Source organism: Shewanella sp. SM20, assembly GCF_025654545.1.
In the GTDB taxonomy this organism is placed as follows: Bacteria; Pseudomonadota; Gammaproteobacteria; order Enterobacterales; family Shewanellaceae; genus Shewanella; species Shewanella oncorhynchi.
The window spans coordinates 20,450-47,003 of the sequence record NZ_JAKKRK010000044.1 but is presented as its reverse complement, the minus strand read 5'-3'; the positions used below and the strand labels follow the sequence as shown (position 1 = coordinate 47,003).

Annotated in this window: 20 protein-coding genes, 1 rRNA gene and 1 pseudogene; 2 read left to right on the top strand and 20 right to left on the bottom strand. The window is 47.8% G+C overall.

Features of this window, described 5'->3' with window-relative positions:
* The 3 genes and pseudogenes from L5M18_RS17065 to L5M18_RS17055 form a co-directional block, all read right to left on the bottom strand.
* Positions 1–238, bottom strand: a 16S ribosomal RNA gene (locus L5M18_RS17065); the annotation flags it as partial.
* A gap of 807 nt (positions 239–1,045) precedes the next feature.
* A pseudogene (secA, locus tag L5M18_RS17060) lies at positions 1,046–3,684 on the bottom strand (preprotein translocase subunit SecA).
* A 60-nt stretch (positions 3,685–3,744) separates the two neighbouring features.
* Complete coding sequence (locus L5M18_RS17055) at positions 3,745–4,644, bottom strand: M23 family metallopeptidase (protein ID WP_105251201.1); 900 nt, start codon at positions 4,642–4,644, stop codon at positions 3,745–3,747.
* A 27-nt stretch (positions 4,645–4,671) separates the two neighbouring features.
* Between L5M18_RS17055 and L5M18_RS17050 the strand changes: the two genes are divergently transcribed.
* A complete protein-coding gene (locus L5M18_RS17050) occupies positions 4,672–5,118 on the top strand; it encodes a DUF721 domain-containing protein (protein WP_105251200.1) in 447 nt (148 codons plus the stop codon).
* A gap of 12 nt (positions 5,119–5,130) precedes the next feature.
* On the opposite strand, the gene lpxC is transcribed toward L5M18_RS17050, so the two are convergent.
* The 15 genes from lpxC to mraZ form a co-directional block, all read right to left on the bottom strand.
* Positions 5,131–6,051 (bottom strand): UDP-3-O-acyl-N-acetylglucosamine deacetylase, encoded by a 921-nt coding sequence (gene lpxC, locus L5M18_RS17045; protein ID WP_263197898.1) that lies wholly within the window; start codon positions 6,049–6,051, stop codon positions 5,131–5,133.
* A 182-nt stretch (positions 6,052–6,233) separates the two neighbouring features.
* Complete coding sequence (gene ftsZ, locus L5M18_RS17040; RefSeq protein ID WP_106648312.1) at positions 6,234–7,421, bottom strand: cell division protein FtsZ; 1,188 nt, start codon at positions 7,419–7,421, stop codon at positions 6,234–6,236.
* A gap of 33 nt (positions 7,422–7,454) precedes the next feature.
* Positions 7,455–8,690 carry a cell division protein FtsA gene (gene ftsA / locus L5M18_RS17035; RefSeq protein WP_006079897.1) on the bottom strand — a complete coding sequence of 412 codons (1,236 nt, stop codon included), beginning with the start codon at positions 8,688–8,690 and terminating at the stop codon, positions 7,455–7,457.
* The gene (locus L5M18_RS17030; RefSeq protein WP_168826587.1) at positions 8,671–9,420 is read right to left on the bottom strand and encodes a cell division protein FtsQ/DivIB; all 750 of its coding nucleotides are present in this window, start codon (positions 9,418–9,420) and stop codon (positions 8,671–8,673) included. The genes ftsA and L5M18_RS17030 overlap by 20 nt, the downstream gene beginning before the upstream one ends.
* Before the next feature lie 151 nt (positions 9,421–9,571).
* Entirely contained in the window at positions 9,572–11,038 is a 1,467-nt protein-coding gene (gene murC, locus L5M18_RS17025) for a UDP-N-acetylmuramate--L-alanine ligase (RefSeq protein WP_105251197.1), read from the bottom strand.
* Positions 11,039–11,040: 2 nt separating this feature from the next.
* A complete protein-coding gene (murG, locus tag L5M18_RS17020) occupies positions 11,041–12,129 on the bottom strand; it encodes an undecaprenyldiphospho-muramoylpentapeptide beta-N-acetylglucosaminyltransferase (RefSeq protein ID WP_168826594.1) in 1,089 nt (362 codons plus the stop codon).
* The gene (gene ftsW / locus L5M18_RS17015; protein WP_263197903.1) at positions 12,129–13,340 is read right to left on the bottom strand and encodes a cell division protein FtsW; all 1,212 of its coding nucleotides are present in this window, start codon (positions 13,338–13,340) and stop codon (positions 12,129–12,131) included. Before ftsW ends, murG begins: the two co-directional genes overlap by 1 nt.
* Entirely contained in the window at positions 13,330–14,649 is a 1,320-nt protein-coding gene (gene murD, locus L5M18_RS17010) for a UDP-N-acetylmuramoyl-L-alanine--D-glutamate ligase (RefSeq protein ID WP_131525724.1), read from the bottom strand. Before murD ends, ftsW begins: the two co-directional genes overlap by 11 nt.
* A 6-nt stretch (positions 14,650–14,655) precedes the next feature.
* The gene (gene mraY, locus L5M18_RS17005; RefSeq protein WP_006079891.1) at positions 14,656–15,738 is read right to left on the bottom strand and encodes a phospho-N-acetylmuramoyl-pentapeptide-transferase; all 1,083 of its coding nucleotides are present in this window, start codon (positions 15,736–15,738) and stop codon (positions 14,656–14,658) included.
* Positions 15,739–17,121, bottom strand: a complete 1,383-nt coding sequence (locus L5M18_RS17000) for a UDP-N-acetylmuramoyl-tripeptide--D-alanyl-D-alanine ligase (RefSeq protein WP_263197896.1) — start codon at positions 17,119–17,121, stop codon at positions 15,739–15,741. It abuts the gene before it with no gap.
* A complete protein-coding gene (gene murE / locus L5M18_RS16995; protein WP_263197893.1) occupies positions 17,118–18,620 on the bottom strand; it encodes a UDP-N-acetylmuramoyl-L-alanyl-D-glutamate--2,6-diaminopimelate ligase in 1,503 nt (500 codons plus the stop codon). Before murE ends, L5M18_RS17000 begins: the two co-directional genes overlap by 4 nt.
* Positions 18,617–20,371, bottom strand: a complete 1,755-nt coding sequence (locus tag L5M18_RS16990) for a penicillin-binding transpeptidase domain-containing protein (RefSeq protein ID WP_105251191.1) — start codon at positions 20,369–20,371, stop codon at positions 18,617–18,619. Before L5M18_RS16990 ends, murE begins: the two co-directional genes overlap by 4 nt.
* A 13-nt stretch (positions 20,372–20,384) precedes the next feature.
* A complete protein-coding gene (ftsL, locus tag L5M18_RS16985) occupies positions 20,385–20,699 on the bottom strand; it encodes a cell division protein FtsL (RefSeq protein WP_105251190.1) in 315 nt (104 codons plus the stop codon).
* Between the two features lie 10 nt (positions 20,700–20,709).
* Complete coding sequence (gene rsmH / locus L5M18_RS16980; RefSeq protein ID WP_263197890.1) at positions 20,710–21,651, bottom strand: 16S rRNA (cytosine(1402)-N(4))-methyltransferase RsmH; 942 nt, start codon at positions 21,649–21,651, stop codon at positions 20,710–20,712.
* Positions 21,652–21,682: 31 nt separating this feature from the next.
* Positions 21,683–22,141, bottom strand: coding sequence for a division/cell wall cluster transcriptional repressor MraZ (gene mraZ, locus L5M18_RS16975; protein WP_105251188.1), 459 nt, complete (start codon positions 22,139–22,141; stop codon positions 21,683–21,685).
* A gap of 663 nt (positions 22,142–22,804) precedes the next feature.
* Here mraZ and L5M18_RS16970 point away from each other — a divergent pair.
* Positions 22,805–23,140 (top strand): hypothetical protein, encoded by a 336-nt coding sequence (locus tag L5M18_RS16970; protein ID WP_263197888.1) that lies wholly within the window; start codon positions 22,805–22,807, stop codon positions 23,138–23,140.
* Between the two features lie 171 nt (positions 23,141–23,311).
* Here L5M18_RS16970 and glpK read toward each other — a convergent pair whose 3' ends face one another.
* Both glpK and L5M18_RS16960 read right to left on the bottom strand, forming a co-directional pair.
* The gene (gene glpK, locus L5M18_RS16965; protein ID WP_263197885.1) at positions 23,312–24,796 is read right to left on the bottom strand and encodes a glycerol kinase GlpK; all 1,485 of its coding nucleotides are present in this window, start codon (positions 24,794–24,796) and stop codon (positions 23,312–23,314) included.
* Positions 24,797–24,989: 193 nt separating this feature from the next.
* Entirely contained in the window at positions 24,990–26,339 is a 1,350-nt protein-coding gene (locus tag L5M18_RS16960) for an outer membrane protein transport protein (RefSeq protein ID WP_219234674.1), read from the bottom strand.
* Positions 26,340–26,554: the final 215 nt, after the last annotated feature.

The window sequence follows — 26,554 nt, the reverse complement described above, 5'->3', positions numbered from 1 at the left end:
CCTAGGTTCATCCAATCGCGGAAGGCCCGAAGGTCCCCTCCTTTCCCCCGTAGGGCGTATGCGGTATTAGCAGTCGTTTCCAACTGTTATCCCCCTCGACTGGGCAGATCCCTAGGCATTACTCACCCGTCCGCCGCTCGCCGCCTCAGGAGTAAACTCCCTTGCGCTGCCGCTCGACTTGCATGTGTTAGGCCTGCCGCCAGCGTTCAATCTGAGCCATGATCAAACTCTTCAATTAAAGTTTTGTTGTTTGACTTTCGTCAAACGGCTCAATGAATTCTACTGTTTTGATTCGCTTTGCTCACTAATAAGCATTGCGTTTCAATTCATACATTACTGTATGTACATATTACTATGAACACTCAATCACCCTTCCCATAAGGAGAATGACTTGAAAACATTGATTTAAATTTTTGACTGCCAACCCGAAGGCTAAGCAGTTTCGATTAACTCAACACCTGTGAGTGTTCACACAGATTTGCTTGATAAATTGTTAAAGAGCGTTGACCACACACTGAGTTTTCAGCGGGTCAGGGCTGCGTATTTTACGCATTCCCGTTAGTGCGTCAAGTAGTTTTTTCAACTTTCTCAACACTTATCGTTTAGCTCGCTAACCGATGAACTGCTTGGCTTTCTTTGCTTAACTTGCGTTACGCTGTCTGCCGTGTCAGTGGATGCGCATTATAGGGAGATTGAGAAAGTCCGCAAGGGCTTTTTTGAGAAAAATGGATCTTTTTTTAATACTTTCAGTTAGTCACACAATACCCCCACTTTATCCTCAGACTTATCCACAAAATGGGTTTTAACGGTTAAATTTGCTACAGCGATGGCTTTGCTTTAATGGCTATCGATAAGAATGAAATGATATTCAATGGGGAATAACGACGATTAGCTATATAAAGAAGAGTAAGAATGTAATCCGGATGGCACGAGAGTAAGCGCTAGGCTTATTAAAGAGGAAATAAAAAGGCAACTTAGATAAGTTGCCTTTAGTGTGCGTTCTATTCTACTTATTCAGTAGGCAGTAGGCTAATCTGTCAGCAGATTAACTTAACTTGCCGTGGCATTGTTTGTACTTACGACCAGAGCCACAAGGACAAGGATCGTTGCGACCCACTTTGTCACCATCACGGATCATTGGTGCTTGCGCAGTAACAGCTTCATGCTCATCACCACCGCCAACAAGCGACTCTGCCGCTGCGTGTTGATAGTCGCGCTGGATCTTGGCATCTTCTTCACGACGACGCGCTTCCATTTCTTCCACATCTGACTGAGCTTGCACTTGTACTTTCGACAGTACACTGATGACGTCGTGTTTCAAGGTGTTAAGCAGTTGTTGGAATAACTCAAACGACTCACGCTTATATTCTTGCTTTGGATTCTTCTGTGCGTAACCACGTAAGTGGATACCTTGACGCAGATGGTCCATCGCCGCTAAATGTTCTTTCCACAGGCCATCGAGCGTTTGCAGCATAACGGCTTTCTCGAACTGGCGTAGCACTTGTGCGCCAACCATTTCTTCTTTTGCCTTATACGCATCGCCCCAAGCAGTGATAATACGCTCACGTAGACTCTCTTCATGCAGATCGTCTTCTTTATCTAACCATTCTTGGATAGGTAATTTGAGCATAAATTCTTGGTGTAGACGTTGCTCTAAACCTGGGATATCCCACAGCTCTTCTACTGATTGCGGTGGAATATACTGATCGATTACCGCGCCAATTACATCGTCTTGGATGTTTTGGATAGTATCTTCAATACTTTCCGCATCCATCAACTCGTTGCGCTGGGCGTAAACCACTTGGCGTTGATCGTTAGCGACGTCATCAAATTCGAGTAATTGCTTACGAATATCGAAGTTACGCGCTTCAACTTTACGTTGAGCGTTTTCGATTGCGCGAGACACCCATGGATGCTCGATCGCTTCGCCTTCTTCCATACCCAGCTTTTTCATCATGCCAGAGACACGATCCGAGGCAAAGATACGCATTAAGCTATCTTCCATCGATAGATAGAAGCGTGATGAACCGGCGTCACCTTGACGACCCGCACGACCACGTAACTGGTTATCGATACGGCGTGATTCGTGACGTTCAGTGCCTAGGATATGTAAACCACCCGCAGCAACAACTTCATCATGACGAATTTGCCAATCGGCTTTGATCTTAGCTTTTTGCTCTGATGTTGGATTATCGAGTTCATCGATTTCCATGTTCCAGTTGCCGCCAAGCACGATATCGGTACCACGACCTGCCATGTTCGTCGCAATAGTCACAGAGCCAGTACGGCCAGCTTGCGCGACGATTTCAGCTTCTCGTTCGTGGAATTTAGCATTTAAAACTTCGTGCGGGATCTTTTCCTGCACCATTAAGCGCGCTAGCAATTCAGACTGTTCGATTGATAAACCAAATCCGCCATATCCTTACGCACCATTGGACGGTTAGTCGGCACAACGACTGTGTCTAATCCATAGATGTGTTGGAATTCAAACGCTTCAGTGTCGGCTGTACCTGTCATACCTGCCAGCTTCTCGTATTGACGGAAGTAGTTCTGGAAGGTAATTGAAGCCAATGTTTGGTTTTCGTTTTGAATATGCACGCCTTCTTTGGCTTCGACGGCTTGATGTAAGCCTTCTGACCAACGACGACCTGGCATAGTACGACCCGTGTGTTCATCGACTATGATGACTTCGTTGTCTTGTACTATGTAATCCACATCACGTTCAAACAGCGTGTGCGCACGAAGCGCCGCGTTGACGTGGTGTAATAGGGAAATATTTGCAGCAGAATAGAGTGAGTCGCCTTCGGCTAACATGCCGCGCTCGATCAGCAGGTTTTCTACTTTTTCTTGACCACGCTCGGTGAAATGCACTTGTTTGGCTTTTTCATCGATGCTGTAGTCGCCCTCACCCACAAACTCTTCCGTATCTTCTTTATCTTGACGGATAAGATTAGGGATCAGGGTGTTGATCTTGATGTATAGCTCAGAGCTATCTTCAGCAGCGCCAGAAATGATCAGCGGCGTACGCGCTTCGTCGATTAAGATTGAATCCACTTCATCGATTAGGGCGTAGTGCAACGGACGTTGAACCCGTTCTTGCGGTGAAAACGCCATGTTATCGCGCAGATAATCGAAACCAAACTCATTGTTGGTCCCGTAAGTGATATCGGCGTTATAGGCAGATTTCTTCTCATGTTGGCCAATACCTGCGACGTTGATTCCTACGGTTAAACCAAGGAACTCAAACAGTGGGCGGTTATTCTCGGCATCACGACGTGCCAAGTAATCGTTCACTGTAATCACGTGGACGCCTTTGCCTGTCAATGCGTTTAAGTAGGCGGGTAAGGTTGCCGTTAAGGTTTTACCTTCACCCGTACGCATTTCAGCAATACGGTTGCTGTCGAGTACCATACCGCCGAGTAACTGCACGTCGAAATGACGCATATCAAATACACGCTTAGACGCTTCGCGCACTGTCGCAAAGGCTTCAGCCATGATGCTATCTAATGAAGCGCCAGCAGCTAAACGCTCACGGAACTCTGCGGTTTTCGCCTTTAATGCTTCATCGGTTAATTTTTCATAATCAGCTTCTAATGCGTTAATGCTAATAACGATCTTTTGAAGCCCTTTAAGGGTGCGGTCGTTGCGACTACCAAATACTTTTGTCAGTAATTTACCAAACATCTGAATCACTTATTCTCTGTAGGCCAAGTCCATGATGGAAACTAGAAGCCAATGTTTCAATTAACTTGCTTTGCGGTAGACAAACTTTTGTGGATCTATCTGCTGTCCGCCGCGCAACACTTCATAATGCACATGAGCCCCAGTTGAGCGCCCAGTGCTTCCCATACTGGCGATAGCATCGCCTTTTGCGACCACATCACCTACAGTCACTGACAAAGCTTTATTATGGCCATAACGCGTATGCAAACCGTTACCATGGTCGATTTCAACCAATTCGCCATAACCGAACATATTTCCAGCAAAAGTCACCACGCCTGCAGCAGTCGCAACAACTTTAGCTCCTTCTCGACCGGTAAAATCAATCCCCTTATGCACAGACCTGCGACCGTTGAAAGGGTCATTACGTAATCCGTAGGGCGACGACAACCAACCTTTATCGAGCGGGATACCTGATATATAACGTTCATCATCTATATGGTGGTTAGATGACACTGTTTCAAGTAGTGAAAGCTGAACATTATTATTGTCAATTCGAGATGCCAACTTATCCATATCGTCGATAAGCTGTCCGAGCTCGATGTTAGTGCCTAGTTCGCTCAAACCACCCACACCAACCTCGGATGAAAAATCAAAATCTTCATCCAACTTATTCTGCTGGGCGACCTGTTGACCTAAAGCTTCGAGACGGGTGATCTTGGCTTGCATACGTGCAACATGAGTCACAAGCATAGCCAGTTGAGACTCAGTAGCACTTTTAAGCTCTAAGACTTGTTTCTTTTGTTGTTCGCGCACGAGACGATCGTTATCGACACTGGCTTGCTGATCTTGAAATCGAGCGGAGTTGTGTTGATAAATACCGGACCCAGTGGCCAACAATAGTATTGGAAGTAGCAACCAGCGTTTACTGGGCTGCCAGCGTGTGACGCCATTCCGACCTTGAATAAATACTGTTACACTCATAGCCTAATTCAGCCATCTTATTATCATATGAAAAAGCCCCCTCAAGATCTCAGCCAATTACTGCATCAATCGGGAAAATTACCCGACCTTGCTGAGAAAGCGGAACTACTTATGTATCTGGATCAGCATGTGAAGCAGATTATTGCAGGTCCTGTTGCGGAGCAACTAAAAGTCGCTAATTTCCGCCAGGGTGTTCTTGTGGTTGAAACCACTTCGGCAGCCTGGGCTGCGCGAATTAATTTCCAAAAGCCGAAGCTATTAATCCAGCTTCAAGCAGAAACGCTCCCAATCCTTACCGCAATTGAAGTTAAAGTCAACCCGAGATTAGCAATGTATGACGCAAAGCCTAAACAGGGACATAAAGAATTAAGCCCAGCAGCAGCGGAGCACATTGCAGCATTAGCGGAAAATATTGGCGGTTCACTGGGTGAAAAACTAAAACGGCTGGCCTCATTGGCCAGCCGTAATAAATAATCTTACCGCTTTTTAAGCAAGTACAGCGCCACCTGGTACAGTAAAGCTGACGGGAACATCGGCTTCTTTTTCGAAGCTGACCAACTCCCACGCATCTTGTTGCGCGAGTAAAGCACGCACCAATTGGTTGTTCAACGCATGACCGGTTTTATACGCAGTGAACTCACCTAAAATAGCGTGCCCAGCCACATATAAATCACCAAACGCATCTAGAATTTTGTGCTTAACAAATTCGTCCTCATAACGCAGGCCGTCGGGATTAAGGACGCGATATTCATCAAGTACAACAGCGTTTTCCATGCTGCCGCCCAACGCTAGGTTGTTGGCTCGCAAATATTCGATATCACGCATAAACCCAAAAGTACGGGCACGGCTGATATCTTTCACGAAAGCAGAAGTTGAAAAGTCCATCACCACATGCTGTTGGCTACGAGCGATTTCTGGATGCGCAAAATCAATTTTAAAATTGACTCTAAAACCTTTAAACGGTTTTAACTCGGCCCATTTATCGCCATCTTCAACGCGCACAGGGCGCTTAATCTTTAAGTACTTCTTAGGCGCGGCCTGCTCTTTAATCCCCGCAGACTGCAACAAGAAGACGAATGGGCTTGCACTGCCATCCATAATAGGAATTTCAGGCGCGTCCACTTCGATTACAGCGTTATCTATGCCTAAACCCGCAAGAGCTGCAAATAAATGCTCAATGGTCGAGATACGAATACCTTCGTCATTGACAAGTGCCGTACACATAGTGGTTTCACGAACTTGCTCCGCCTTCGCAGGAATGGCGACGGCAGGACTCAAATCGGTGCGCACGAGTACGATCCCTGAATTAACGGGCGCGGGCATAATGCTCAAAGTGACCTTGTTGCCAGAATGCAATCCGACACCAGTTGTTTTCACCATTTTCTGAACAGTTCGTTGAAATATCATTCAGTTACCCGTTTATATGCCAATTATAAAGCCTAATATTTGTACACTCAGCGTCGGCAAATCGAGCCGCACTGGTTCAACATAATAACATAACTTTATTATGTCACACAAATGCAGCTATGTTGTGGTATTGCCCAAAACGAACAACACCTCACATATTACGCTGGACTCAAACGCTCTCGCTAGTCGGCTTGCTTACGCAAAAATGCTGGAATATCAAGATAATCCAATTCATGCTTTGTCGATGGTGCAGGCGTAGGAGCTGGCTGCGGAGCCGCTGGCAACACGTTGCCTTTTGGCGCTGCATAGTTCACATGTGCAGCTTCTTCGACATAGGCTTCGACTTTTGGTTCAACAACTACAGGCTCTGGACGAGGTGCAGGTTTAGAAACCAATTGGATATCTGGACGCTTTTCAGCACCAATACCAGTCGCAACAACCGTTACACGCAACTCATCACTCATTTCAGGGTCGATGACAGCACCAACAACAACAGTCGCGTTGTCAGAGGCATAAGCCTTAACATGATTACCGACAGTTTCGAATTCTTCGATACTCATATCCATACCCGCAGTAATGTTAACTAACACACCACGCGCACCGGCTAAGTCGATGTCTTCTAATAATGGGCTGGCAACAGCAGCTTCGGCCGCTTCTTCTGCACGGTCTTCACCGCGAGCGACGCCTGTACCCATCATGGCATTACCCATTTCAGACATCACAGTCTTCACGTCGGCGAAGTCGACGTTAATCAGACCAGGACGAGTGATAAGCTCGGCAATACCTTGTACCGCACCAAGTAACACGTTATTCGCTGCGGCGAACGCATCGAGTAAAGAAGTACCACGGCCCAATACTTTTAATAATTTTTCGTTCGGGATCGTGATTAACGAATCCACGTGCTTAGCCAGCTCAGCAATACCTTGCTCAGCGTAAGCCATACGTTTTTTCCCTTCGAATGGGAAAGGCTTAGTCACAACCGCAACGGTCAGAATGCCTTCTTCACGTGCGATTTGAGCCACAACAGGTGCAGCACCTGTACCTGTACCACCGCCCATACCGGCAGCGATAAAGATCATGTCAGAACCTTTGATTGCCGCGCGAATGTTTTCGCGGTCTTCTTCAGCTGCAGCACGACCCACATCTGGGTTTGCCCCTGCTCCAAGACCTTTAGTGACATCGCGTCCTAATTGAATTGTTGAGCCAGCGCCTGATTTTCTCAGGGCCTGAGCGTCTGTATTGGTAACGATAAACTCAACACCTTCAATGTTGTGTTTGACCATATGTTCGACAGCGTTACCGCCGCCGCCGCCAACGCCGATGACTTTAATCACCGCGTCGTCTGAGTGAGTATCCATGATCTCAAACATTGTCTGATCTCCGTGTTGCCTGCGTTATGAAAATTAAAATTCGCCCTTAAACCAGCTTTGGACCCGATTCCAAGCGCTAGTTACCCCTTGGCGCTCAGGACGTTCGAACTGACGTTCGATTACCCGTCGTGCGCCGTAATGAAGCAGTCCGACTCCAGTGGAGTAAATAGACTGGTCCACGTATTCATATAAACCTTTGATCGGTAGCGGTGACGCTACGCGAACTGGCATGCCAAAAGTCGCTTCCGCAATATCGACCACACCTTGAATCGACGCTGTGCCACCTGTGAGCACAATACCTGCGGCGATTTGATCTTCTAACCCACTGTCTTTCAACTCTTTAAGCACAAGCTCAAACAGCTCTTGGTATCTTGGTTCTACCACTTCGGCGAGCGTGTGACGTGACATGCTCCGCGATGGACGACCACCTACCGATGGCACTTCAATACTGTCTTCGCGGCTCACCATAGAACTGCGAGCACAGGCGAACTGCACTTTAATTTGTTCAGCATGTGACGATGGCGTGCGGAAAATCTTCGCAATGTCGTTCGTCACTTGGTTACCAGCAACCGGTACAACCGCACAATGACGCAAGGCGCCATTGGTATATACCGCGATATCCGTAGTGCCACCGCCGATATCGACGATACACACACCTAAATCTTTCTCATCGAAGGTCAACACAGCATCGGCTGAAGCAATCCCAGAGAACACTAAGTCGTCGACCTTAAGGCCACAACGCTCAACGCTCTTAGTAATATTCTTCGCCATATCATTGGCGCAGGTCACTATGTGTACCTTGGCCTCCATACGCATACCGGACATACCGATTGGGCTGCGAATACCGTCTTGAACGTCGATTGCATATTCCTGCGGCAGCACGTGTAAAATGCGACGTTCGGTCGGGATCTTCACCGAGCGAGCCGTATGGATCACGTTATCAACATCTTCCTGTGTCACTTCTTCATCATTGATCGATACCATGCCGTTTTCATTTTGGCAGGCGATGTGTTTACCCGAAATACTCAAGTAAACCGATGACACTTGGCAATCCGCCATTAATTCCGCTTGATCGAGCGCGCGTTGCACACTACGAACTATTGAATCTAAATCGTTCACGCCACCTTTATCCATGCCCCTTGAGGGATGGTTACCAAGGCCGACTATGCTAATTTCGCCATCGGGCAGAACTTCGCCTATGATCACTGCGACCTTAGAGGTTCCTATGTCCAATCCGACGATAAGGTTTCTATCTTGGTTTTTGATCATTAATTATCGGCTCTCTTGTTTGTGCATCGCCCCAGCCTACGGCCAACCCTGTGTCGTAGCGCAAATCTACTCTGGCAACGGATTTCTCTTGTTTCGCCAAAACCGGATAAACAGTAATAAATCGCTGTATCCGTGCAATTTTATCTTCTCGACCCAAATCTAAAACGATACCGTTTCCAAGGGTCGCGTGCCACGCATGTCGTGGCGTTAAATTCAAACTGGCTAAGGTAAAGCCATTAATCTTTAGTAGGGAGTTGATCTGTGCATAGACAGTCAACACCTCAAGGCCCATATCATTTGGTCCAGATAACTGCGGTAAATGCTCAAGCTCTGGGTGCGATGGCGCTTCGAATACTTCTCCATGCACGTTCAACCACAAGTCACCATTCCAATGGGCTGCGGGTTGTTGCTCTTGCAAATACACCCTGAGTTTCGCTGGCCACTCACGCCTTACCGATGCGCGATATACCCAAGGTAAGGCTTCTAGTGCCTGCTGCACTAAGGTAATGTCAGCACTAAAAAAACTGCGCTGCATTAAATGCTGTAGTGCTACTTGTATATCTTTATCTGTGGTGTAAACCCGCTCACCTTTGATGGCAACGGCCTCAATCGGCAAGTTGCTGGCATCATTCAAAAATTTATGTAACTGATAGCCACCAAATACAAAACTGGCTACGATGAAGAATAAAAAGCCAGCCCCGCTCCATTGATACCAATTAAACCGTGACATTCTTGCCCGCCAGTGCCGCCTCTTATCACTCCAAGACACGCTTCATCCCACCTTTAACGACACCCATTAAAAACCACAGAAAACCGGCCATTATATAGACCAAAATCCTTTGGTCAAAATTTCCTTTTTCTCGCAGATCAAGCGCTAAAGATCAGCTTGCTTGCGCAGGTAACTCCACCACAGCAAACCCTAATCCAGACGACGCTAACTGTCGCGACAGGGCGCCAATATTACCCGCACCTTGGGTGAGTAATAAATCCCCGTCCTGCAATACATCGGGCAACACTTCTGCAAGCAGATCTGGGCTTGCGATAAAGATCGGATCTAGCTGACCACGCAAGCGAATTGAACGACATAATGCGCGACCATCCGCACCTGTGATCGGCGCTTCCCCCGCACTGTAAATATCGAGTAACAATAAGCAATCCACTTGCGATAATACTTCCACAAAATCCTCATACAAATCACGGGTACGAGTGTATCTGTGCGGCTGATACGCCATGACCAAACGTCTATCAGGCCATCCTGCACGCGCAGCTTTAATGGTCGCCGCAACTTCGCTGGGATGATGACCATAATCATCCACTAACATGACTTCGCCCTTCGGCGTGGCGAATTTGCCTAAATGCTGGAAACGACGCCCTATACCTTGGAACTCCACTAGAGCCTGAGTAATAGCGTTATCGTCGATTTCATCTTCAGTCGCCACCGCAATGGCCGCTAACGCATTGAGCACATTATGTTGGCCCGGTAAATTCAACACCAGATCGAGATCTTCTTTAGCTTTACGTCTGACAGTAAAACGGCACTGATGACCTTGCTGACTAAAATTAAGTGCTTGCACGTCCGCATCGTCACTGAAACCATAGGTCACGTGTTTACGGCCAATACGCGGCAGAATCTCACGCACGACGGCATCATCGATACACACCACAGCAACACCGTAGAACGGCAAGTTGTGCAGAAAATCCACAAAAGTCGATTTCAGTTTTTCAAAATCACCGCCATAAGTATCCATATGATCAGCTTCGATGTTGGTCACCACACTGACCATAGGCTGCAAATGCAAGAAGCTCGCATCACTCTCATCGGCTTCGGCAATCAAATAACGGCTGGTGCCTAATCTGGCATTGGTACCGGCACTGTTGAGCAAACCACCAATCACAAAGGTTGGGTCCCGCCCAGCTTGACCATAAACGCTGGCGATAAGACTCGTTGTCGTGGTTTTACCATGCGTGCCCGCAATCGCCACACCATGTCGATAACGCATCAACTCGGCTAACATCTCAGCACGACGTACAATAGGAATACGTAATTCTTTAGCGGCAAGGATTTCTGGATTTTCCAGATTAATCGCGGTTGATATGACGACCACATCCACTTGCTGCACGTTTTCCGCGGCATGACCAATTTGGATCTTGGCTCCGAGTAAACACAATCTGTCGGTCACGGCATTTTGCGCAATATCCGAACCACTCACCTGATAGCCTTCGTTCACTAACACTTCGGCGATCCCACCCATGCCCGCGCCGCCAATGCCGACGAAGTGAATACGCTTAATACGGCGCATTTCTGGGATCATGCTTCTCAGTTGTGCGTATCTTTCTGTCTTAGTCATGCTTATCCTTTCTCAGCAAGGCTGATGCACACTGCGGCAACTTGTTCAGTCGCATCCAGTACCGCAACGTCTCTCGCTCTTTGGCCCATACGGGCTAATTCTGTTCTGTCATTGGCGAGCAACTGTAATTTGTTCGCCAGTTTATTCACATCCAAGATGGCCTGTGGCAATAGGAAAGCTGCGCCAGCCTCAACCAATACTTGAGCGTTACGGGTTTGATGATCATCCACTGCATGGGGATAAGGTACCAGAATACTCGGTAGCCCCACCGCCGCTAACTCAGACACAGTCAAGGCGCCAGCTCGGCACAATACCACATCAGCCCAGCGATAGGCGGCTTCCATATCGTCGATAAACTCAGCGATATTCACGCCACCATCTTGTCCTTGTTGCTGATATGCCGCCTTCACGCCCGTAAGATTATCTTTACCCACTTGATGCCAAACCGTCACAGACTGCTGCTGACTCAGTATCGCAACCGCTTCTGGCATAAGATCGTTAAATACTTTGGCGCCAAGGCTGCCACCGACCACGAGCACTTTTAAAGCTTCATCAGCCTCATGCTTAGGTTCTGCGCCTAAGGCAATCAGTTCTTGGCGAATCGGATTACCAACAACCTTGGCCTTCACTGTGGTAAAGGTATTTTTAAAGGCACATAACACTTGCGTCGCAATCCGCGACAACAACTTGTTCGTCATCCCTGGGATGGCATTTTGCTCATGTAGTACCAATGGAATACCGGCTAATCTTGCCGCCACACCACCTGGGCCACTAGCGAATCCGCCCATGCCAAGGACCACATCGGGTTTAAACTCAGCAATCACGGCCTTAGCCTGCAATATTGAGCGCACCACTTTAAAGGGCGCCGCGAGTTTTCGGATCAAACCATTACCGCGCACACCTTTGATATCAATGAAATCAATATCAAATCCATACTGGGGCACTAAACGCGCCTCCATACGATCGGCCGTGCCTAACCAACGCACTTGCCAACCCTGTTGAGCTAAATACTTAGCCACCGCCAGTGCCGGGAACACATGTCCTCCCGTACCACCCGCCATGACTAAAATACGTTTTCCTGTTGGAGTCATCACTTCAATCTCCCTTGCACGGCCTGAACTAATGTCATGCGCCGCTCGTAATCAATGCGCAGCAACATCATCGCTGCCGCAGTCATGACCCATAAACTACTACCACCGTAACTGATAAAAGGTAATGTCAGCCCTTTGGTTGGCAACATGCCGATACTCGCGCCGACATTCACCACAGTCTGGAAACAAATCCAAATACCGATGGCATAACCTAAATAACCTTCAAATGGCTTATCCATGGCTAAACACAAATTACCTAAACGAATCGATCTCAGCGCCACAAATAGCAGTACAGATAACACGGCAATAATGCCGATAAAGCCCAATTCTTCCCCGATCACGGCAAAGATAAAGTCTGTGTGCGCTTCGGGTAAATATTCTAATTTTTGAATACTATTACCTAGCCCTTGGCCAAACCAATCGCCGCGACCATAGGCCATCAAAGATTGAGTCAACTGGTAACCGCTACCGAAGGGATCTTGCCAAGGATCCATAAAGGAGGTCACTCGGCGGATACGATACGGTTCCAATAGCACTAGGGCCACAAACGCCAATACGCCCGCAAAAATCAAGGCAAAGAAATCGAGTAAACGCGCACCGGCTAAAAACAATAAACCAACCGTTCCAACAAATAGCACCACCACAGTACCTAAGTCGGGCTGCATCAAAATCAGCACAGCATAAATCGCAAATACTGCAATCGGCTTATAGAAGCCTTTAGCATTCTCGCGCACTTCCTGATGACGCCTCACTAAGTAACCCGCCATATAGATGGCGAAGGCAAATTTAGCGACTTCCGCCACCTGGATGCGAATAGGGCCTATGGATAACCAACGCGTCGCACCGTTTACCGTAGTACCAACTACCAATACAGCTAACAACATCAAACCCACAATCAACAACAACATGGGGCTCCAGCGCTGCCAAGTCTGCATATCTACTCTTAGCACAAATGCCGCAATGAATAAGCAACCCACTAAATAACCCACATGGCGAGTCATAAAATAAAATGGGTTTCCCGTGAGCGTTTGCGCTTCAGGCATAGAGGCTGACATCACCATTACAAAGCCGAAGCTAATCAAAGACAACACAGCCGCGAGCAAAGCACGGTCGTACAATTGCACGCCCGGGACTTCGGTATCACGTTGCCAATTGGGTATTGCTAAACGCAAACGCCCAAATAGGCTAAGTTGTCTTGCATCACTCGCCATTAAGTTGTCCCACGAGGTTTCTAAAATCATCACCTCGAGCCATGAAGTTACTGTACATATCTAAACTGGCGCAGGCTGGCGATAATAAAACGATATCACCAGAGGTTGCCAATTCAGCGGCTTTCGCTACCGCAGCAGCCATAGTGTCGACTCTTATCGAGCCGTCTTTCAATGCAGCAATCTTTTTACCATCGCGGCCTAAGGTGATGAGGTGTGTAACTTTAGCTAAAGCCACAGCTAAAGGCTTAAAATCAGCCCCTTTACCGTCACCGCCAGCAATCAAAATAATATCGCCTAAGTGGTCACTCAAGCCATCGAGCGCGGCGACTGTGGCACCGACATTTGTCGCTTTAGAGTCATTGACATAGGTCACGCCATTCTTAACACCAACCACTTCACAGCGATGGGATAAGCCAGTAAAAGTACGCGCCACTTTTGCCATAACGTGCTTATCGACACCGACGACATCCACAAGCGCCATCGCCGCAAGTAGGTTGGCATGGTTATGACTGCCAATCAGCGAGACTTCAGTGATCGGCATTATTTCGCTGCTGCCGTGATAAATCTTGCTGTCGCTGATGCCCCATTCGTCCGCTTCTGGCGCAGCTAAACCAAAACTATTTTGGTTCATTGGTTCTGGCGGTACGGTCAGTTTATCGTCACGATTAAAGAGTACGGCACGGGTTTGTTTGTATAAACGTAATTTAGCCTCGCGGTAGGCATCGATGTCACTGTATCTGTCCATATGGTCTTCGCTGATATTCAAACAGGTCGCCACTACACACTTAAGGCTGTGGGTGGTTTCCAATTGAAAGCTCGACAACTCAAGCACAAATAAGTCCGCATTTTCATGCAGCAAATCCAGCGCAGGTACACCGATATTACCTCCGACGGCAACGGCAATACCCGCTTCCCTTGCCATCTCGCCCACCAGCGTAGTGACTGTCGATTTACCGTTAGAGCCAGTAATGCCAATCACACAAGGTTTACGGTCAGCAATCTCACGGGCAAATAGCTCAACATCACCAATCACTTCGATACCCATATCCACAGCGGCACGCACCTCTGGGGTATAAGTAGCAATGCCGGGACTGATAATGATCTGCGTCGCTTGCACAAGATAACGGCAATCGAACCCGCCAGAAATCAGCTTCACATCAGGAAAAGACGTCGCTAACGTTTCGGCGCCCGGAGGCTGCCGACGACTGTCCATCACCAATGGCGTAATGCCCTTTCCACACAAATAGCGCACCACGGACAAGCCCGTGGCCCCCAAACCTAACACTATGTGTGAATACTGATTTTGCATAACCAATTACCTTAACTTCAACGTGGCTAAGCCAAGTAAGACGAGGAATATCGAGATAATCCAAAAACGCACTATCACTCGAGGTTCAGGCCAACCTTTTAACTCATAGTGATGGTGGATCGGCGCCATGCGGAAAATACGCTGGCCGCGTAACTTGTACGAACCCACCTGCAGAATGACTGACAGGGTTTCCATCACGAACACGCCGCCCATAATCACTAACAAAATTTCTTGGCGAACAAGCACTGCGATCGTGCCCAGTGCAGCACCTAATGACAGTGAACCCACATCGCCCATGAAGACTTGCGCGGGGTAAGTGTTGAACCATAAAAAGCCTAGACCCGCACCGACAATGGCGGTACAGACAATCACAAGCTCACCCGAGCCAGGTAAATGCGGAATATGTAAGTAGTTCGCAAACTGCGCGTGACCCGATAAATAAGCAATCAAGGCAAACGCCGCCGCAACCATTACCGTCGGCATAATCGCCAAACCATCGAGGCCGTCGGTTAAGTTCACCGCATTGCTCGAACCCACAATAGTGAAGTACGCCAATACGATAAATACGGCGCCGAGTTGCGGCATCACGTCTTTAAAGAAAGGCACCACTAACTGGGTTTCACCTGGATTGGCCGCCGTGGCATACAGGAAAAAAGCAATAAGCAGCGCAGCCAAAGATTGCAGAATGTACTTCCAGCGCGCGATCAAGCCTTTAGTGTCTTTACGCACCACTTTGCGGTAATCGTCGATAAAGCCGATCAAACCGAAACTGCCGAGCACAAACAGCATGACCCACACATAGCGGCTACCCAGATCACCCCACAACAATACGCTGATGAAAATAGCAGCCAATATCAGCAAGCCCCCCATAGTCGGCGTGCCACGCTTACTAAAATGTGATTCTGGACCATCGTTACGCACAACCTGACCAATTTGCAGTAATTGCAAACGTTCAATCAGTTTAGGGCCAAACCATAAGCTAAAAACCAATGCAGTCAATAAGCCTAAAATGGCTCGAAATGTCACATAGGAAAACACGTTAAACCCGGTATGAAAACGGGTTAAATACTCGGCCAGATATACCAGCATTTACACTAACTCCCCACGCCCGAAGGCTACTGTTAGGCCATCCACGACCCGCTCCATGGCGGCGCTACGTGAACCTTTAACGAGAACCGTTACCTGTCCCGGCAACTGGTTTATATGCTTTATAAGTTTTTCTACTAACGTCGCCACACTGTCATAGTGCTCCGCACCGAAAGCTTGGCTCGTGTGCTGACTTAAAGTTCCGGTACAAAACAAGGCATCAATCCCCTGTTGCTTGGCCAGTTGCCCTAGTTCAGCGTGTAAAAGGGGCGCATTGTCGCCTAATTCTCCTAAATCTCCCAGTACCAGACAGCGATTTTCAGAAATTTCCTTTAACCAAGCGATCGCCGCGCCAACGGAGACAGGATTTGCGTTATAGCTATCGTCGATTAGACGCACGCGTCCCAATTGACTCGGCTGCATACGTCCTTTCACTGGCGTTAATTGGCTCAAGCCTTCAGATATTTCAGTCAAACTCAATCCCAAAGCAATACAAACACTTGCAGCGGCGAGAGCATTACTCACCTGATGACGACCCGCCAACGGCAATACCACTTGGCAAGATTCACCTAAATAATTGAGCATAAAACGATAGCAACCATCCGCATTAGTCTTATGACCTGTCGCTATCACGTCGATATGACGTTTAGCGGCGCCATCTTGCTGGGAGAAGCTCAGTTGCTTATAAGGTCTTGCCTTAACGCTCATAAAATCAGCGAAGGCATCATCGGCGTTAATGATGGCAGTGCCATCGGCCTGCAGATGATTAAAAATCTCTGACTTCGCCTGTGCAACACCTGCTTGTGATCCAAATCCTTCTAAATGGGCGCTGCCGACGTTATTCACCAGCGCGACGTTTGGACGCACAAGTCCCGAGGTGTAATCGATTTCACCTTTATGGTTAGCGCCGAGCTCGAATATCCCAAACTCATCCGCTGGCGTTAAACGCAGCAAAGTGAGCGGCACACCAATCTCATTATTAAAATTGCCAGCGGTATAGAGGATTTGATGCTTTGCCGACAGAATGGTCGCGATCATTTCCTTCACGCTGGTTTTGCCGTTTGAGCCAGTCAAAGCAACACAAATCGGATTGATCTGGTCACGAACATAAGCACCAATCGCCCCCATGGCTTTTTGACAATCAGCCACTATGAGCTGCGGAATATCAAAAGCTAACTCACGCTCAACCATTAACGCCGCTGCGCCGTTCGCAATAGCTGTAGCTGCAAAATCATGGCCGTCAAAGCGCTCACCCTTTAAGGCAACAAACAGGGTTGCAGCGCCGATTTTACGGCTATCACTGCTTAAATCTTGGATGGTGACGTCGTCACCGACTCGATGCACGCCTAAGTGTTGACTTAGAGTCTCGAGAGAAAGAGGGATCATCTTGATTGCTCCGATAACTGGCGTGCCAGGGCGCGTTCATTATAATCATGACGCACACCTGCCGCCTCTTGGTAAGTTTCGTGGCCTTTGCCCGCAAGCAAGATCACATCGCCAGGTTTAGCCAATGCCACAACCTCTTTAATCGCTGCGATACGGTCAACCTCAGTCAATGCCTGTTCAGGTGTTGCAAGCCCTTGGATAATATCGGTAATAATTTGCGCAGGGTCTTCACTGCGCGCATTGTCGCTGGTCACCATAATACGGTCGGCATACTGTTCTGCAGCTTGACCCATCAAAGGACGCTTGCCCTTATCACGGTCGCCGCCACAACCAAACACGCACCATAAATCACCGGCACAATGGCGACGTAGCGCGTTTAACGCTTGTTCGATCGCATCGGGTGTATGGGCATAATCGACCACTAAGGTGATGTTATCCGCAGTAGTGAAACGCTCCATACGACCTGCAACGGGCGTTAAATATTGCACTTGCTCCGCTAACGCTTTCATATCAAAACCTTGCAGATACAAGGCCGATAACGTCGCGAGTAAATTAGAGAGATTAAAGGCACCAAGAAGTGGCGAGTGGATTTGAGTCTCGCCCTCGGGCCACACTAAGGTTGCACTGACACCTTGATCGTCAAACTTGGCATTTTTAGTATAAAAAGCCGCACCTTGATGACCTTCAATGCTAAAACCCCAAATCTGCGCAGGCGCAGGCTTAAGCTCAGTCAACCAAGAGGCGCCAACTGCATCGTCGAGATTCAATAAACCGTGACCTAAAGTGCTGAAACGAAATAGGCTTTGTTTAGCGGCGGCATAGCTTTCCATATCGCCGTGGTAATCGAGGTGATCGCGCGTCAGATTAGTGAATACAGCCACATCGAAGGGCACCGCATCGACGCGGCCTTGCACTAAGCCGTGACTCGACACTTCCATGGCGCAGACGTTCGCGCCTTGGGCTTCAAACTCATGCAACTGACGCATTAAGGTAATCGCATCGGCTGTAGTGTTACCACTATCAACAAGCTCGCCCCAGAGACCATTGCCAAGGGTGCCCATGACGGCGGCTTTGCGCCCCAATGAAGTTACCAGTTGTGCAATGAGTTGACTCGTAGAGGTTTTACCGTTAGTTCCAGTAATACCGATAACCCCAAGGGATGGCATAACGGCAGACTTGTGCGCTAAGGGATAACGCTGGGCGGCAATTGCCGATACCTGACGACTTAACTGAAAGAAATAAATCTGCACACCGTACTCGGCATTATCGCCCAGCAACACTTTGCCATGTTGGTCAGCATCATCCGTGTGAACTAATACGCCTGCAGCACCTAAATCTAAGGCTTTTTCAATAAACTGTCTGCCATCGACCTTATGTCCTGGCAGCGCCAAAAACACATCGCCGCGACGTATTGCGCGGCTATCTAAGGTCAGATCATTGAAGGACTGCGCGCCAGCATAATGTAGCCAAGGCGCTAGCAAATCCCGTAATAACATCATTCTGCTCTCCCAGCGGCGATTCCCGCCAATTGCACTTGTTCTTTGTCGGTAATGGGTTCAACGTTTAACATTTGCAGTGCGCCAGACATAACTTTGGCAAATGCAGGCCCCGCCACTGAACCACCATAATAGAGATCGCCCTTAGGCTCATTCACTACCACCACTATCGCTAATCTAGGATTATTCGCAGGAGCAACACCCGCAAATAAAGCAACATAATCATCACCATAACCACCAGCAACTGCCTTACGACTTGTGCCAGACTTACCTGCAACTGGATAACCGTCGATGTGCGCTAAGGTGCCAGTGCCGCCTTTTTCCGTTACACCGACCAGCATTTGCATCACATCGTGGGCCACATTTTCAGAAATGACTCGCTCACCGACAGGTGGCTTTTTCAGTTTCATTATCGAGACTGGGAACAAAGTACCGCCATTGCCTAAGGTGGCGTACATGCGCGCAAGTTGAAGTGTTGTTGCCGTTAAGCCGTAACCAAACGACAAGGTGGCACGTTCAAAGTCTGACCAACGGTGGCGATCTTGAATCAAGCCAGCGCTTTCACCCGTGAGATTAATTCCCGAAAAACTACCAAGTCCCATGGATTGATAAGTGCCGAGCAGTTGCTGCACCGGAATAGACAAAGCCAATTTACTGATGCCGACGTTACTGGATTTAGCCAAAATACGCGCCAAACTCATATCGCCGTAGTTCGCGGGGTCACGTACTTGGCGACCACCTAAACGCATCCAACCCGGTGAAGTGGCAATAATATCGGTCGATTTAACTGTGCCAGCTTCAAGCGCTGCGGCTACCACAAATGGCTTAATGGTCGAACCCGGCTCAAAGGTATCTGTCATAGCACGGTTACGCATTCTGAAGGTTTGCAGATTGTCGCGCGCATTGGGGTTATACGAAGGCGTATTCACCATAGCCAAGACTTCACCCGTGTGAATGTCGAGGACGACAATCGAACCCGAAGTCGCTTGGTTCATCTCAGTGGTGCGTTTTAGTTCGCGATAGGCTAATTGTTGGATCCTATGATCGATACTCAGCACGAGATCGTTAGGGCTCTCACCTTCCTGCACTATATCGAGACGCTCGACGACATGACCATCGCGTGACTTACGCACTTTTTGTTTGGAAGGCGTACCTGTTAACCAACTATTATAAGCATTTTCAACACCTTCAATCCCAACATCATCTATATTAGTGATGCCGATTAACTGAGCTGTGATTTCACCGCCGGGATAATAACGGCGTGATTCAGACTTTAGAAATACACCGGGTAATTTAAGCTGAGTAATATAGTCCGCAACCGCAGGGGTAATTTGGCGTTTCAAGTAGGTGAAGCGTTTGGTGGGGTTACTGCGCACTCGCTCTAACAAATCTTCGAGGGGCTCATGCAACACATCGGCTAAGGCTTGCCAGCGGCGCATATCGGCAAAACCATTACTATCATTGACTTGTTTTGGATCGGCCCAGACGGCTCGTACAGGTACGCTCACGGCCAGCATGTCGCCATTACGGTCGGTGATCAAGCCACGCTGCACTTCACGACTTGTGGTCCGCAATGTTCGCATGTCACTTTCGTGACGTAATTTGTCGGGCTCGATAATTTGAATGTAAGCTGCGCGTCCCACTAGGCTGCAAAACAACGCACACACAAACCCGACCACTACGTATAAACGCCAGTGGATCAATTGAGGTTTTTGCGGTTTGCTTACCCGTTTGATTTTCGCTTGCCTAGTCATATCTTCCCTATACTCACGGCACCTTTACCACAACTTCTTCGCTGGGTAACGGACGACTCATGTTGAGTTCCTTAGAGGCAATACGCGTAATACGACTGTGCTCAGTCTGCGATTGCTCTTCTAATAATAAATTGCGCCACTCAATATCTAATCTATCTCGCTCCTGCAGTAACTGGTCCCACTGGGTTGTCAGTTGACGGCTAACATGGCTGCCATAAACCACGGCAACCGCATTACTCAGCACAAGCAAGGCTAATAACAAGATCCATTTGTGCAGCCATAAATCATGTAAAACGATCCGTGGCAGATTAATCGAGGGCTTACTCACAGTGCGCCCCTTAGTAATCTAAACGCTCGGCAATGCGTAACACTGAGCTGCGAGCTCTGGCATTGCGTTCGATTTCTTCGTCGGATGGCATAATCGCCTTGCCCACGGCACGTAACTTACGCGACTTGTTAATTTGATCTTCAGTAACCGGAAAACCGTGCGGCACACTTTCGCCTTGGCTATGACGACGAATAAAACGCTTCACGATACGATCTTCTAAAGAATGAAAACTGATGACCGACAAGCGTCCTTGGGGTGCGAGCACATTGACGGCTCCTTCAAGTGCCTGATCAATTTGATCTAATTCACTATTGATATAAATGCGGATTGCTTGAAACACCCGAGTCGCAGGGTGCTTATTGCGTTCTTTATTTTTAGTGATACGCGCAATTAAATCGGCTAAATCTTTGGTACGTAAAAACGGCGTTTTCTCACGATCGGCAGCAATACAACGGGCAATATGGCGAGCATTTTTCTCTTCACCGTAGGTTTTAAATACCCAAGCCATATCTTCAATTTCGGCACGAGCCAACCATTGCGCAGCCGTTTGGCCTTGGCTGTTATCCATACGCATATCGAGTGGACCATCGCGCAAAAAACTAAAACCGCGCTCAGCATCGTCGAGCTGGGGTGAAGACACACCTAAATCGAGTAATACGCCATCAATTTTGCCCACAAGCCCAAGCTCTTCGACATAATCGGCTAATTGACCAAAGCCACCATGCACGATTTGAAAGCGTGGATCGTCAGCAAATTGTTTGGCCGCTTCAATCGCTTGAGGATCACGATCGATGGCGATCAATCGACCATGTTCACCGAGTTGTAGTAATACTTGTCTTGAATGACCACCGCGGCCGAACGTGCCATCGATATAGATGCCATCGTCTTTGATGTTTAAACCGCCAACCGTTTCTGCTAGCAGTACGGATAAATGGGCAAATTCTTGACTCATTACTCTCTTCTTATTTAGTTATCACGACTCGTTAAAGTGAAAAATCCGCGAGACGCTCATTATTAACGAGATCCTCACTTCGAATCGTTTCCTGACATTCATCAATTTGCTGCAGCCAAGATTGCTCATCCCACAGCTCAAATTTATTCAATTGCCCCACCAGCATGATGCGCTTATCTAAATTGGCATATTGCCTTAACGGTGGCGGCAGTAATATGCGCCCATTACTGTCGAGCTCCACTTCGTGGGCGTAGCCGAGTAACAGGCGTTTTAAGGATCTCTGGGTTTTATCGGTATCTGAAAGCTTCAACAACTTAGCTTCGATCAATTCCCATTCGTGAATGGGATACAAGAGTAAACAGGCGGATTGGATATCGACGGTAATCACGATGCGGCCTTGGTGCTCAAGCTGCAAAGGTTCGCGGTATCGCACTGGAATAGCGATCCGTCCCTTTGTATCTAAGTTGATAGCACTGGCTCCACGAAACACGCTAATTCATCCTATCCTTTGATTTTTGATCCACAAATATCCACTATTTCCCACAACTGCTAAGTTTAGGGACAGTCGACAAGCATTGTCAAGGGATGGGATCCTTTTATAAATCCAGTCGGCAAGCGGGTTAGCCGCATGTTGAGCACTTAACCTCGCGACAAACTTTTGACAAGAAAAACCATTAGAGATTGACTAAACAGAGGAAACAACAGGAATAAATAGCGCCGATATATTCAGCAACCTTTTGCTTTCAGGTGCTTGCGATGAAAAAAATGGGGAATTATTTCTGTATTTGTGGGATTTTACGGGTCGAGAAATAACGTCAAACTCAAAAACGCAACAAAACAAACTTACGTCCATCCTTATTCGACAGTCAAAAAAGAGTTGAAATCAGCATAAAAATCTAAATTTTTATTCCAAATAAAGACGTTCATCTTTTTACTAATGGCTGAATATTAATGTCGCGATTGCGAGAAAGATCAAAAATCCCACGTAAAATCCACCAAAATAACCACTTTATCCCTACACATTCACCTTATACCCGCACTAACTACCTAATGACTCGCCCTATTCGCCTTAACAAGTTAAACGGCGTATAGTCTAAATATTGACCGACTTCAGCCGATATCATATTAAGAGGTGTAATAACAAGGAGGCGTTATGAGTGGATTGGATAGCATTTATGCCATGCTGGCACAGCCAGTAAAAGCCGTGTTTCACCCTAAACGGGTTGTTGACCAAGTCAGCAGTGCAAGCGCAAATGCCCCCGATAGCCATGAAACACCGCAGTCGCAGTTACCTCCAGCGTTAGAAAGCCACAATACTAAAGTCAGGGAAAGACGCAAAGAATCAGATAACAATAAAAATAAGAAACGCCGTGCATCGGATGAAACCGAAACGCTAAAACTAAAAGAAGGTGTCGTACTTGAAGTGACCGATGATTCCGCAGAAATCAAGAAGCTACCGAGCCAACATATCATTGATGTAGAAGTATAAATCCGTACTGATATAAAACGGAAAAGGCGCAATCCCATTGGATTAGCGCCTTTTTATTAGCCTCTTTTTAGCAGCACTATCGAGCATGCCTGAAATCAGGCCAGATTTCGAATCATGCGATACCTCAAATTAAGTTTTATCTCAAACCAATGCCGCCTCAAGGCGTATTGTTTAAGTTCGAGTTCTGGCCACCGCGTCCTGCCAACCTGCGTATAGCTGTACTCGAGTCTGGGCATCGATATTAGGGATAAAATGCTTATCGATACAGGCTTTGTGCTCAAGCTCTATCACACTCTCCCAAAAGCCCACTGCCAACCCAGCTAAAAATGCCGCACCCAAAGCGGTTGTCTCACAAACGCTTGGCCTTAACACTTCGACATCGGTAATGTCGGCTTGAAATTGCATCAAAAAATCATTAGCGACCGCGCCGCCATCCACCTTTAAACGCTTAAGGCTGACGCCACTGTCTTTGATCATGGCATCGAGTAAATCTTTACTCTGGTAAGCGATGGATTCTAACGCCGCCCGAATAATATGATTACGATTCGCCCCGCGTGTCAGACCAAATAGCGCACCACGGGCATTGGGATCCCAATAGGGCGCACCGAGTCCCACAAAAGCGGGCACCAGATACACGCCATTAGTATCGGCGACCTTAGAGGCAAAGTACTCAGTATCACTGGCATCACGAATAAGCCCCAGTTCATCTCGCAGCCATTGAATGGTCGCGCCGCCCATAAAGACTGAACCTTCGAGGGCATAGTTCACTTCACCCTTAGGCCCCACGGCAACTGTAGTCAATAAGCCATGGTTTGAGCGCACCGCTTTGGTCCCTGTATTCATCAACAAAAAACAACCAGTGCCGTAGGTATTCTTCGCCATGCCGGGCTCGACACATAACTGACCAAAAAGCGCAGCCTGTTGATCGCCCGCCATTCCTGCGACTTGGATTTCACTGCCTTCCCCCGCTATCCGTGTCGTACCATACACGCTGCAGGAAGGTTTAACGTCAGGCAACATAGACAAGGGAATATCTAAGGCTTCGAGTAACTTATTATCCCAAGTCAGGCTATGGATATTGAATAGCAAAGTACGGGCAGCATTGGTGGGATCGGTGACATGCACCTTGCCCTCGGTTAACTTCCACACGAGCCAAGTATCGATAGTGCCGAACAACAACTCACCACGCTCGGCTTGCTCACGGGCATTGGGCACATGATCTAGAATCCATTTGATCTTAGTGCCTGAAAAATAAGGGTCGAGTAATAAACCGGTATTCTCACGCACATATTCTTCTAACCCTTGAGCTTTGAGTTGCTCACAAATCTCAGCGCTGCGACGGCACTGCCACACAATCGCGTTATAAATAGGTTTACCTGTGGCCTTCTCCCATATAACAGTGGTTTCCCGCTGATTGGTAATGCCAATGGCGGCCACTTCATCGCTGTGAATACCCGCACGCGCCAATACTTCAATTAACACTGAACTTTGGCTTGCCCAAATCTCCATGGGATCATGCTCGACCCAACCCGGATTAGGGTACAACTGGGTAAATTCCCGCTGGGACACGCTGACAATGTTTGCGTCGTGATCGAACACTATCGCCCTTGAGCTGGTCGTGCCTTGATCTAAGGCCACCACGTATTTTTTCTGCACGCTACTATCCTATCTGAACTCTCCGCCGCCTTTTTATGCTGGCGAGAATTAACATGATCCACCGACTTATGCAGTGAATATATTCGGAATTTACCGCCGTGACCAGCAAGTAAGCCGTAAAACAAGATAACGCCACCATGCTATAGCCATAAAAAAGCCCTGAAGATTCAGGGCTTTTTTTAACATACTGAACTTACATCTTGTAGCTCATTTGGATACCCGCAAGCCATACATCGCCGCTTGCTTCGCCGTTAAAGTTAACAGTCGCTAGGTTCAATAGGTTTTGCTGTTCGTTGATTGGCGCATCGCCAGTCGCTTTAATATAAGTCACAGCAAAATCAACGTTCAGGTTCTTAGTTGCCTGATAACCTGCGCCGACAGAGAACCACAGACGGTCAGAGTCTGGAATTGTGGTTGTGCGCCACTCGTCATTTGCCGCCGTTTTATCTAAAGCAACACCGGCACGCACTAACCAGTCGTTATTCACTTGATAAGTCGTCCCTAGCGCGAAGCGCCAGTTATCTTCGAAGTGCTCTTCTTTAACTAAATCAGACTCTAAACCGCCCTTAGGTTTAACTTCACCAGGGAAATAAGCCACTAGTTGATCGAATACGCTCCAATCTGTCCAGTTCACACTCGCATGCATGGCCCAGTTATCGGTCAATTGGTGATGGGAAGCTATCTCTGCAAAAGCGGGCAATTCAAGCGGTAAATAACCTTCAATGGACACATCTTGGCCGCCAGTGTACAGAACACCAGACGCATGGCCATCTAAGTCCAGTTGCACGCCGCTGTGATAAGCAAAACCCAAACGGTGAGCCGGATTAATCTGCCAACTGGCACCTAACTGCCAGCCATAACCCACATCATCACCCTTCATGCTTTTCAGCTCAGTGCCACCTGGAGGTAACACTGCCTGCACAGGAGCCGGCAGAGCAGGTTTGATACCATCAACCCAACCTGGTAATGAGGCACCAATTTCGCCTTCACCATAAACGATACGTACACCAGCACCTACGCTGACAGCATCATTGATGCGATAAGCGATGTTTGGATTAAATTCAACGGTCGTAACCGAAGTCTTGTTACCAAAAATAGCCGCTGCGTGGGTCGCGGGTAATTCAGTGGCTAGACCATAATTAGAGTTTACCGCTAGGCCCCAAGTCCATTGATCATTTAGCTGATTTGAATAATAAAAATTTGGCACAAGTGCGTCATCAGCTACATCTAGTGCATCGCCACCTTTCATAACAACAGGATTAGGACCAATTAACGGTGAGCTAAGGCTCACATCACCAGTCACATCGACGTTTGGCATAACGTAAATGCCACCCGCGGACAACTGACGTCCTTCTAAATAAGTCAGCATTGCAGGATTTCGACCTTGAGCCGAAGCGTTATCCGCCATAGCGGCTTCACCCGCAAAGGCGCGACCTAAACCTGTAGCAGAGTATTCCGCAAGTTGAAAACCCGCGGCATGGAGTTGAGTCGTTGAACTTAACAAGGCTGCAGTGACAGCCAAAGTCAGAAGACGTTTTTGCATTGTTATTCTCTAATCATATTATTGTTATCTGTACTACTTAGATGAGTACTGCGGCGTTCAGGCAAAATAGAGCAAACACTCCATATTGAATGCGCAGCAGTTTACTTATGCAGAAGATGTTTGCAACCAAAGGAGATAAAACAGACAGAAACTCTAAAAAAATGAGTCTTTAAAACAGATTTAGTGACATACATCACCATTAAAACAAAAAACCA

Coding starts and splice junctions, on each gene's coding strand:
- murC (WP_105251197.1), bottom strand. CDS start 11,038: ATGACTAAGACAGAAAGATACGCACAACTGAGAAGCATGATCCCAGAA.
- murG (WP_168826594.1), bottom strand. CDS start 12,129: ATGACTCCAACAGGAAAACGTATTTTAGTCATGGCGGGTGGTACGGGA.
- L5M18_RS16990 (WP_105251191.1), bottom strand. CDS start 20,371: ATGACTAGGCAAGCGAAAATCAAACGGGTAAGCAAACCGCAAAAACCT.
- murD (WP_131525724.1), bottom strand. CDS start 14,649: ATGCAAAATCAGTATTCACACATAGTGTTAGGTTTGGGGGCCACGGGC.
- L5M18_RS17055 (WP_105251201.1), bottom strand. CDS start 4,644: ATGAGTGTAACAGTATTTATTCAAGGTCGGAATGGCGTCACACGCTGG.
- ftsW (WP_263197903.1), bottom strand. CDS start 13,340: ATGGCGAGTGATGCAAGACAACTTAGCCTATTTGGGCGTTTGCGTTTA.
- L5M18_RS16970 (WP_263197888.1), top strand. CDS start 22,805: ATGAGTGGATTGGATAGCATTTATGCCATGCTGGCACAGCCAGTAAAA.
- L5M18_RS16960 (WP_219234674.1), bottom strand. CDS start 26,339: ATGCAAAAACGTCTTCTGACTTTGGCTGTCACTGCAGCCTTGTTAAGT.
- lpxC (WP_263197898.1), bottom strand. CDS start 6,051: ATGATATTTCAACGAACTGTTCAGAAAATGGTGAAAACAACTGGTGTC.
- ftsA (WP_006079897.1), bottom strand. CDS start 8,690: ATGATCAAAAACCAAGATAGAAACCTTATCGTCGGATTGGACATAGGA.
- L5M18_RS17050 (WP_105251200.1), top strand. CDS start 4,672: ATGAAAAAGCCCCCTCAAGATCTCAGCCAATTACTGCATCAATCGGGA.
- rsmH (WP_263197890.1), bottom strand. CDS start 21,651: ATGAGTCAAGAATTTGCCCATTTATCCGTACTGCTAGCAGAAACGGTT.
- ftsZ (WP_106648312.1), bottom strand. CDS start 7,421: ATGTTTGAGATCATGGATACTCACTCAGACGACGCGGTGATTAAAGTC.
- L5M18_RS17000 (WP_263197896.1), bottom strand. CDS start 17,121: ATGATCCCTCTTTCTCTCGAGACTCTAAGTCAACACTTAGGCGTGCAT.
- L5M18_RS17030 (WP_168826587.1), bottom strand. CDS start 9,420: ATGTCACGGTTTAATTGGTATCAATGGAGCGGGGCTGGCTTTTTATTC.
- murE (WP_263197893.1), bottom strand. CDS start 18,620: ATGATGTTATTACGGGATTTGCTAGCGCCTTGGCTACATTATGCTGGC.
- mraY (WP_006079891.1), bottom strand. CDS start 15,738: ATGCTGGTATATCTGGCCGAGTATTTAACCCGTTTTCATACCGGGTTT.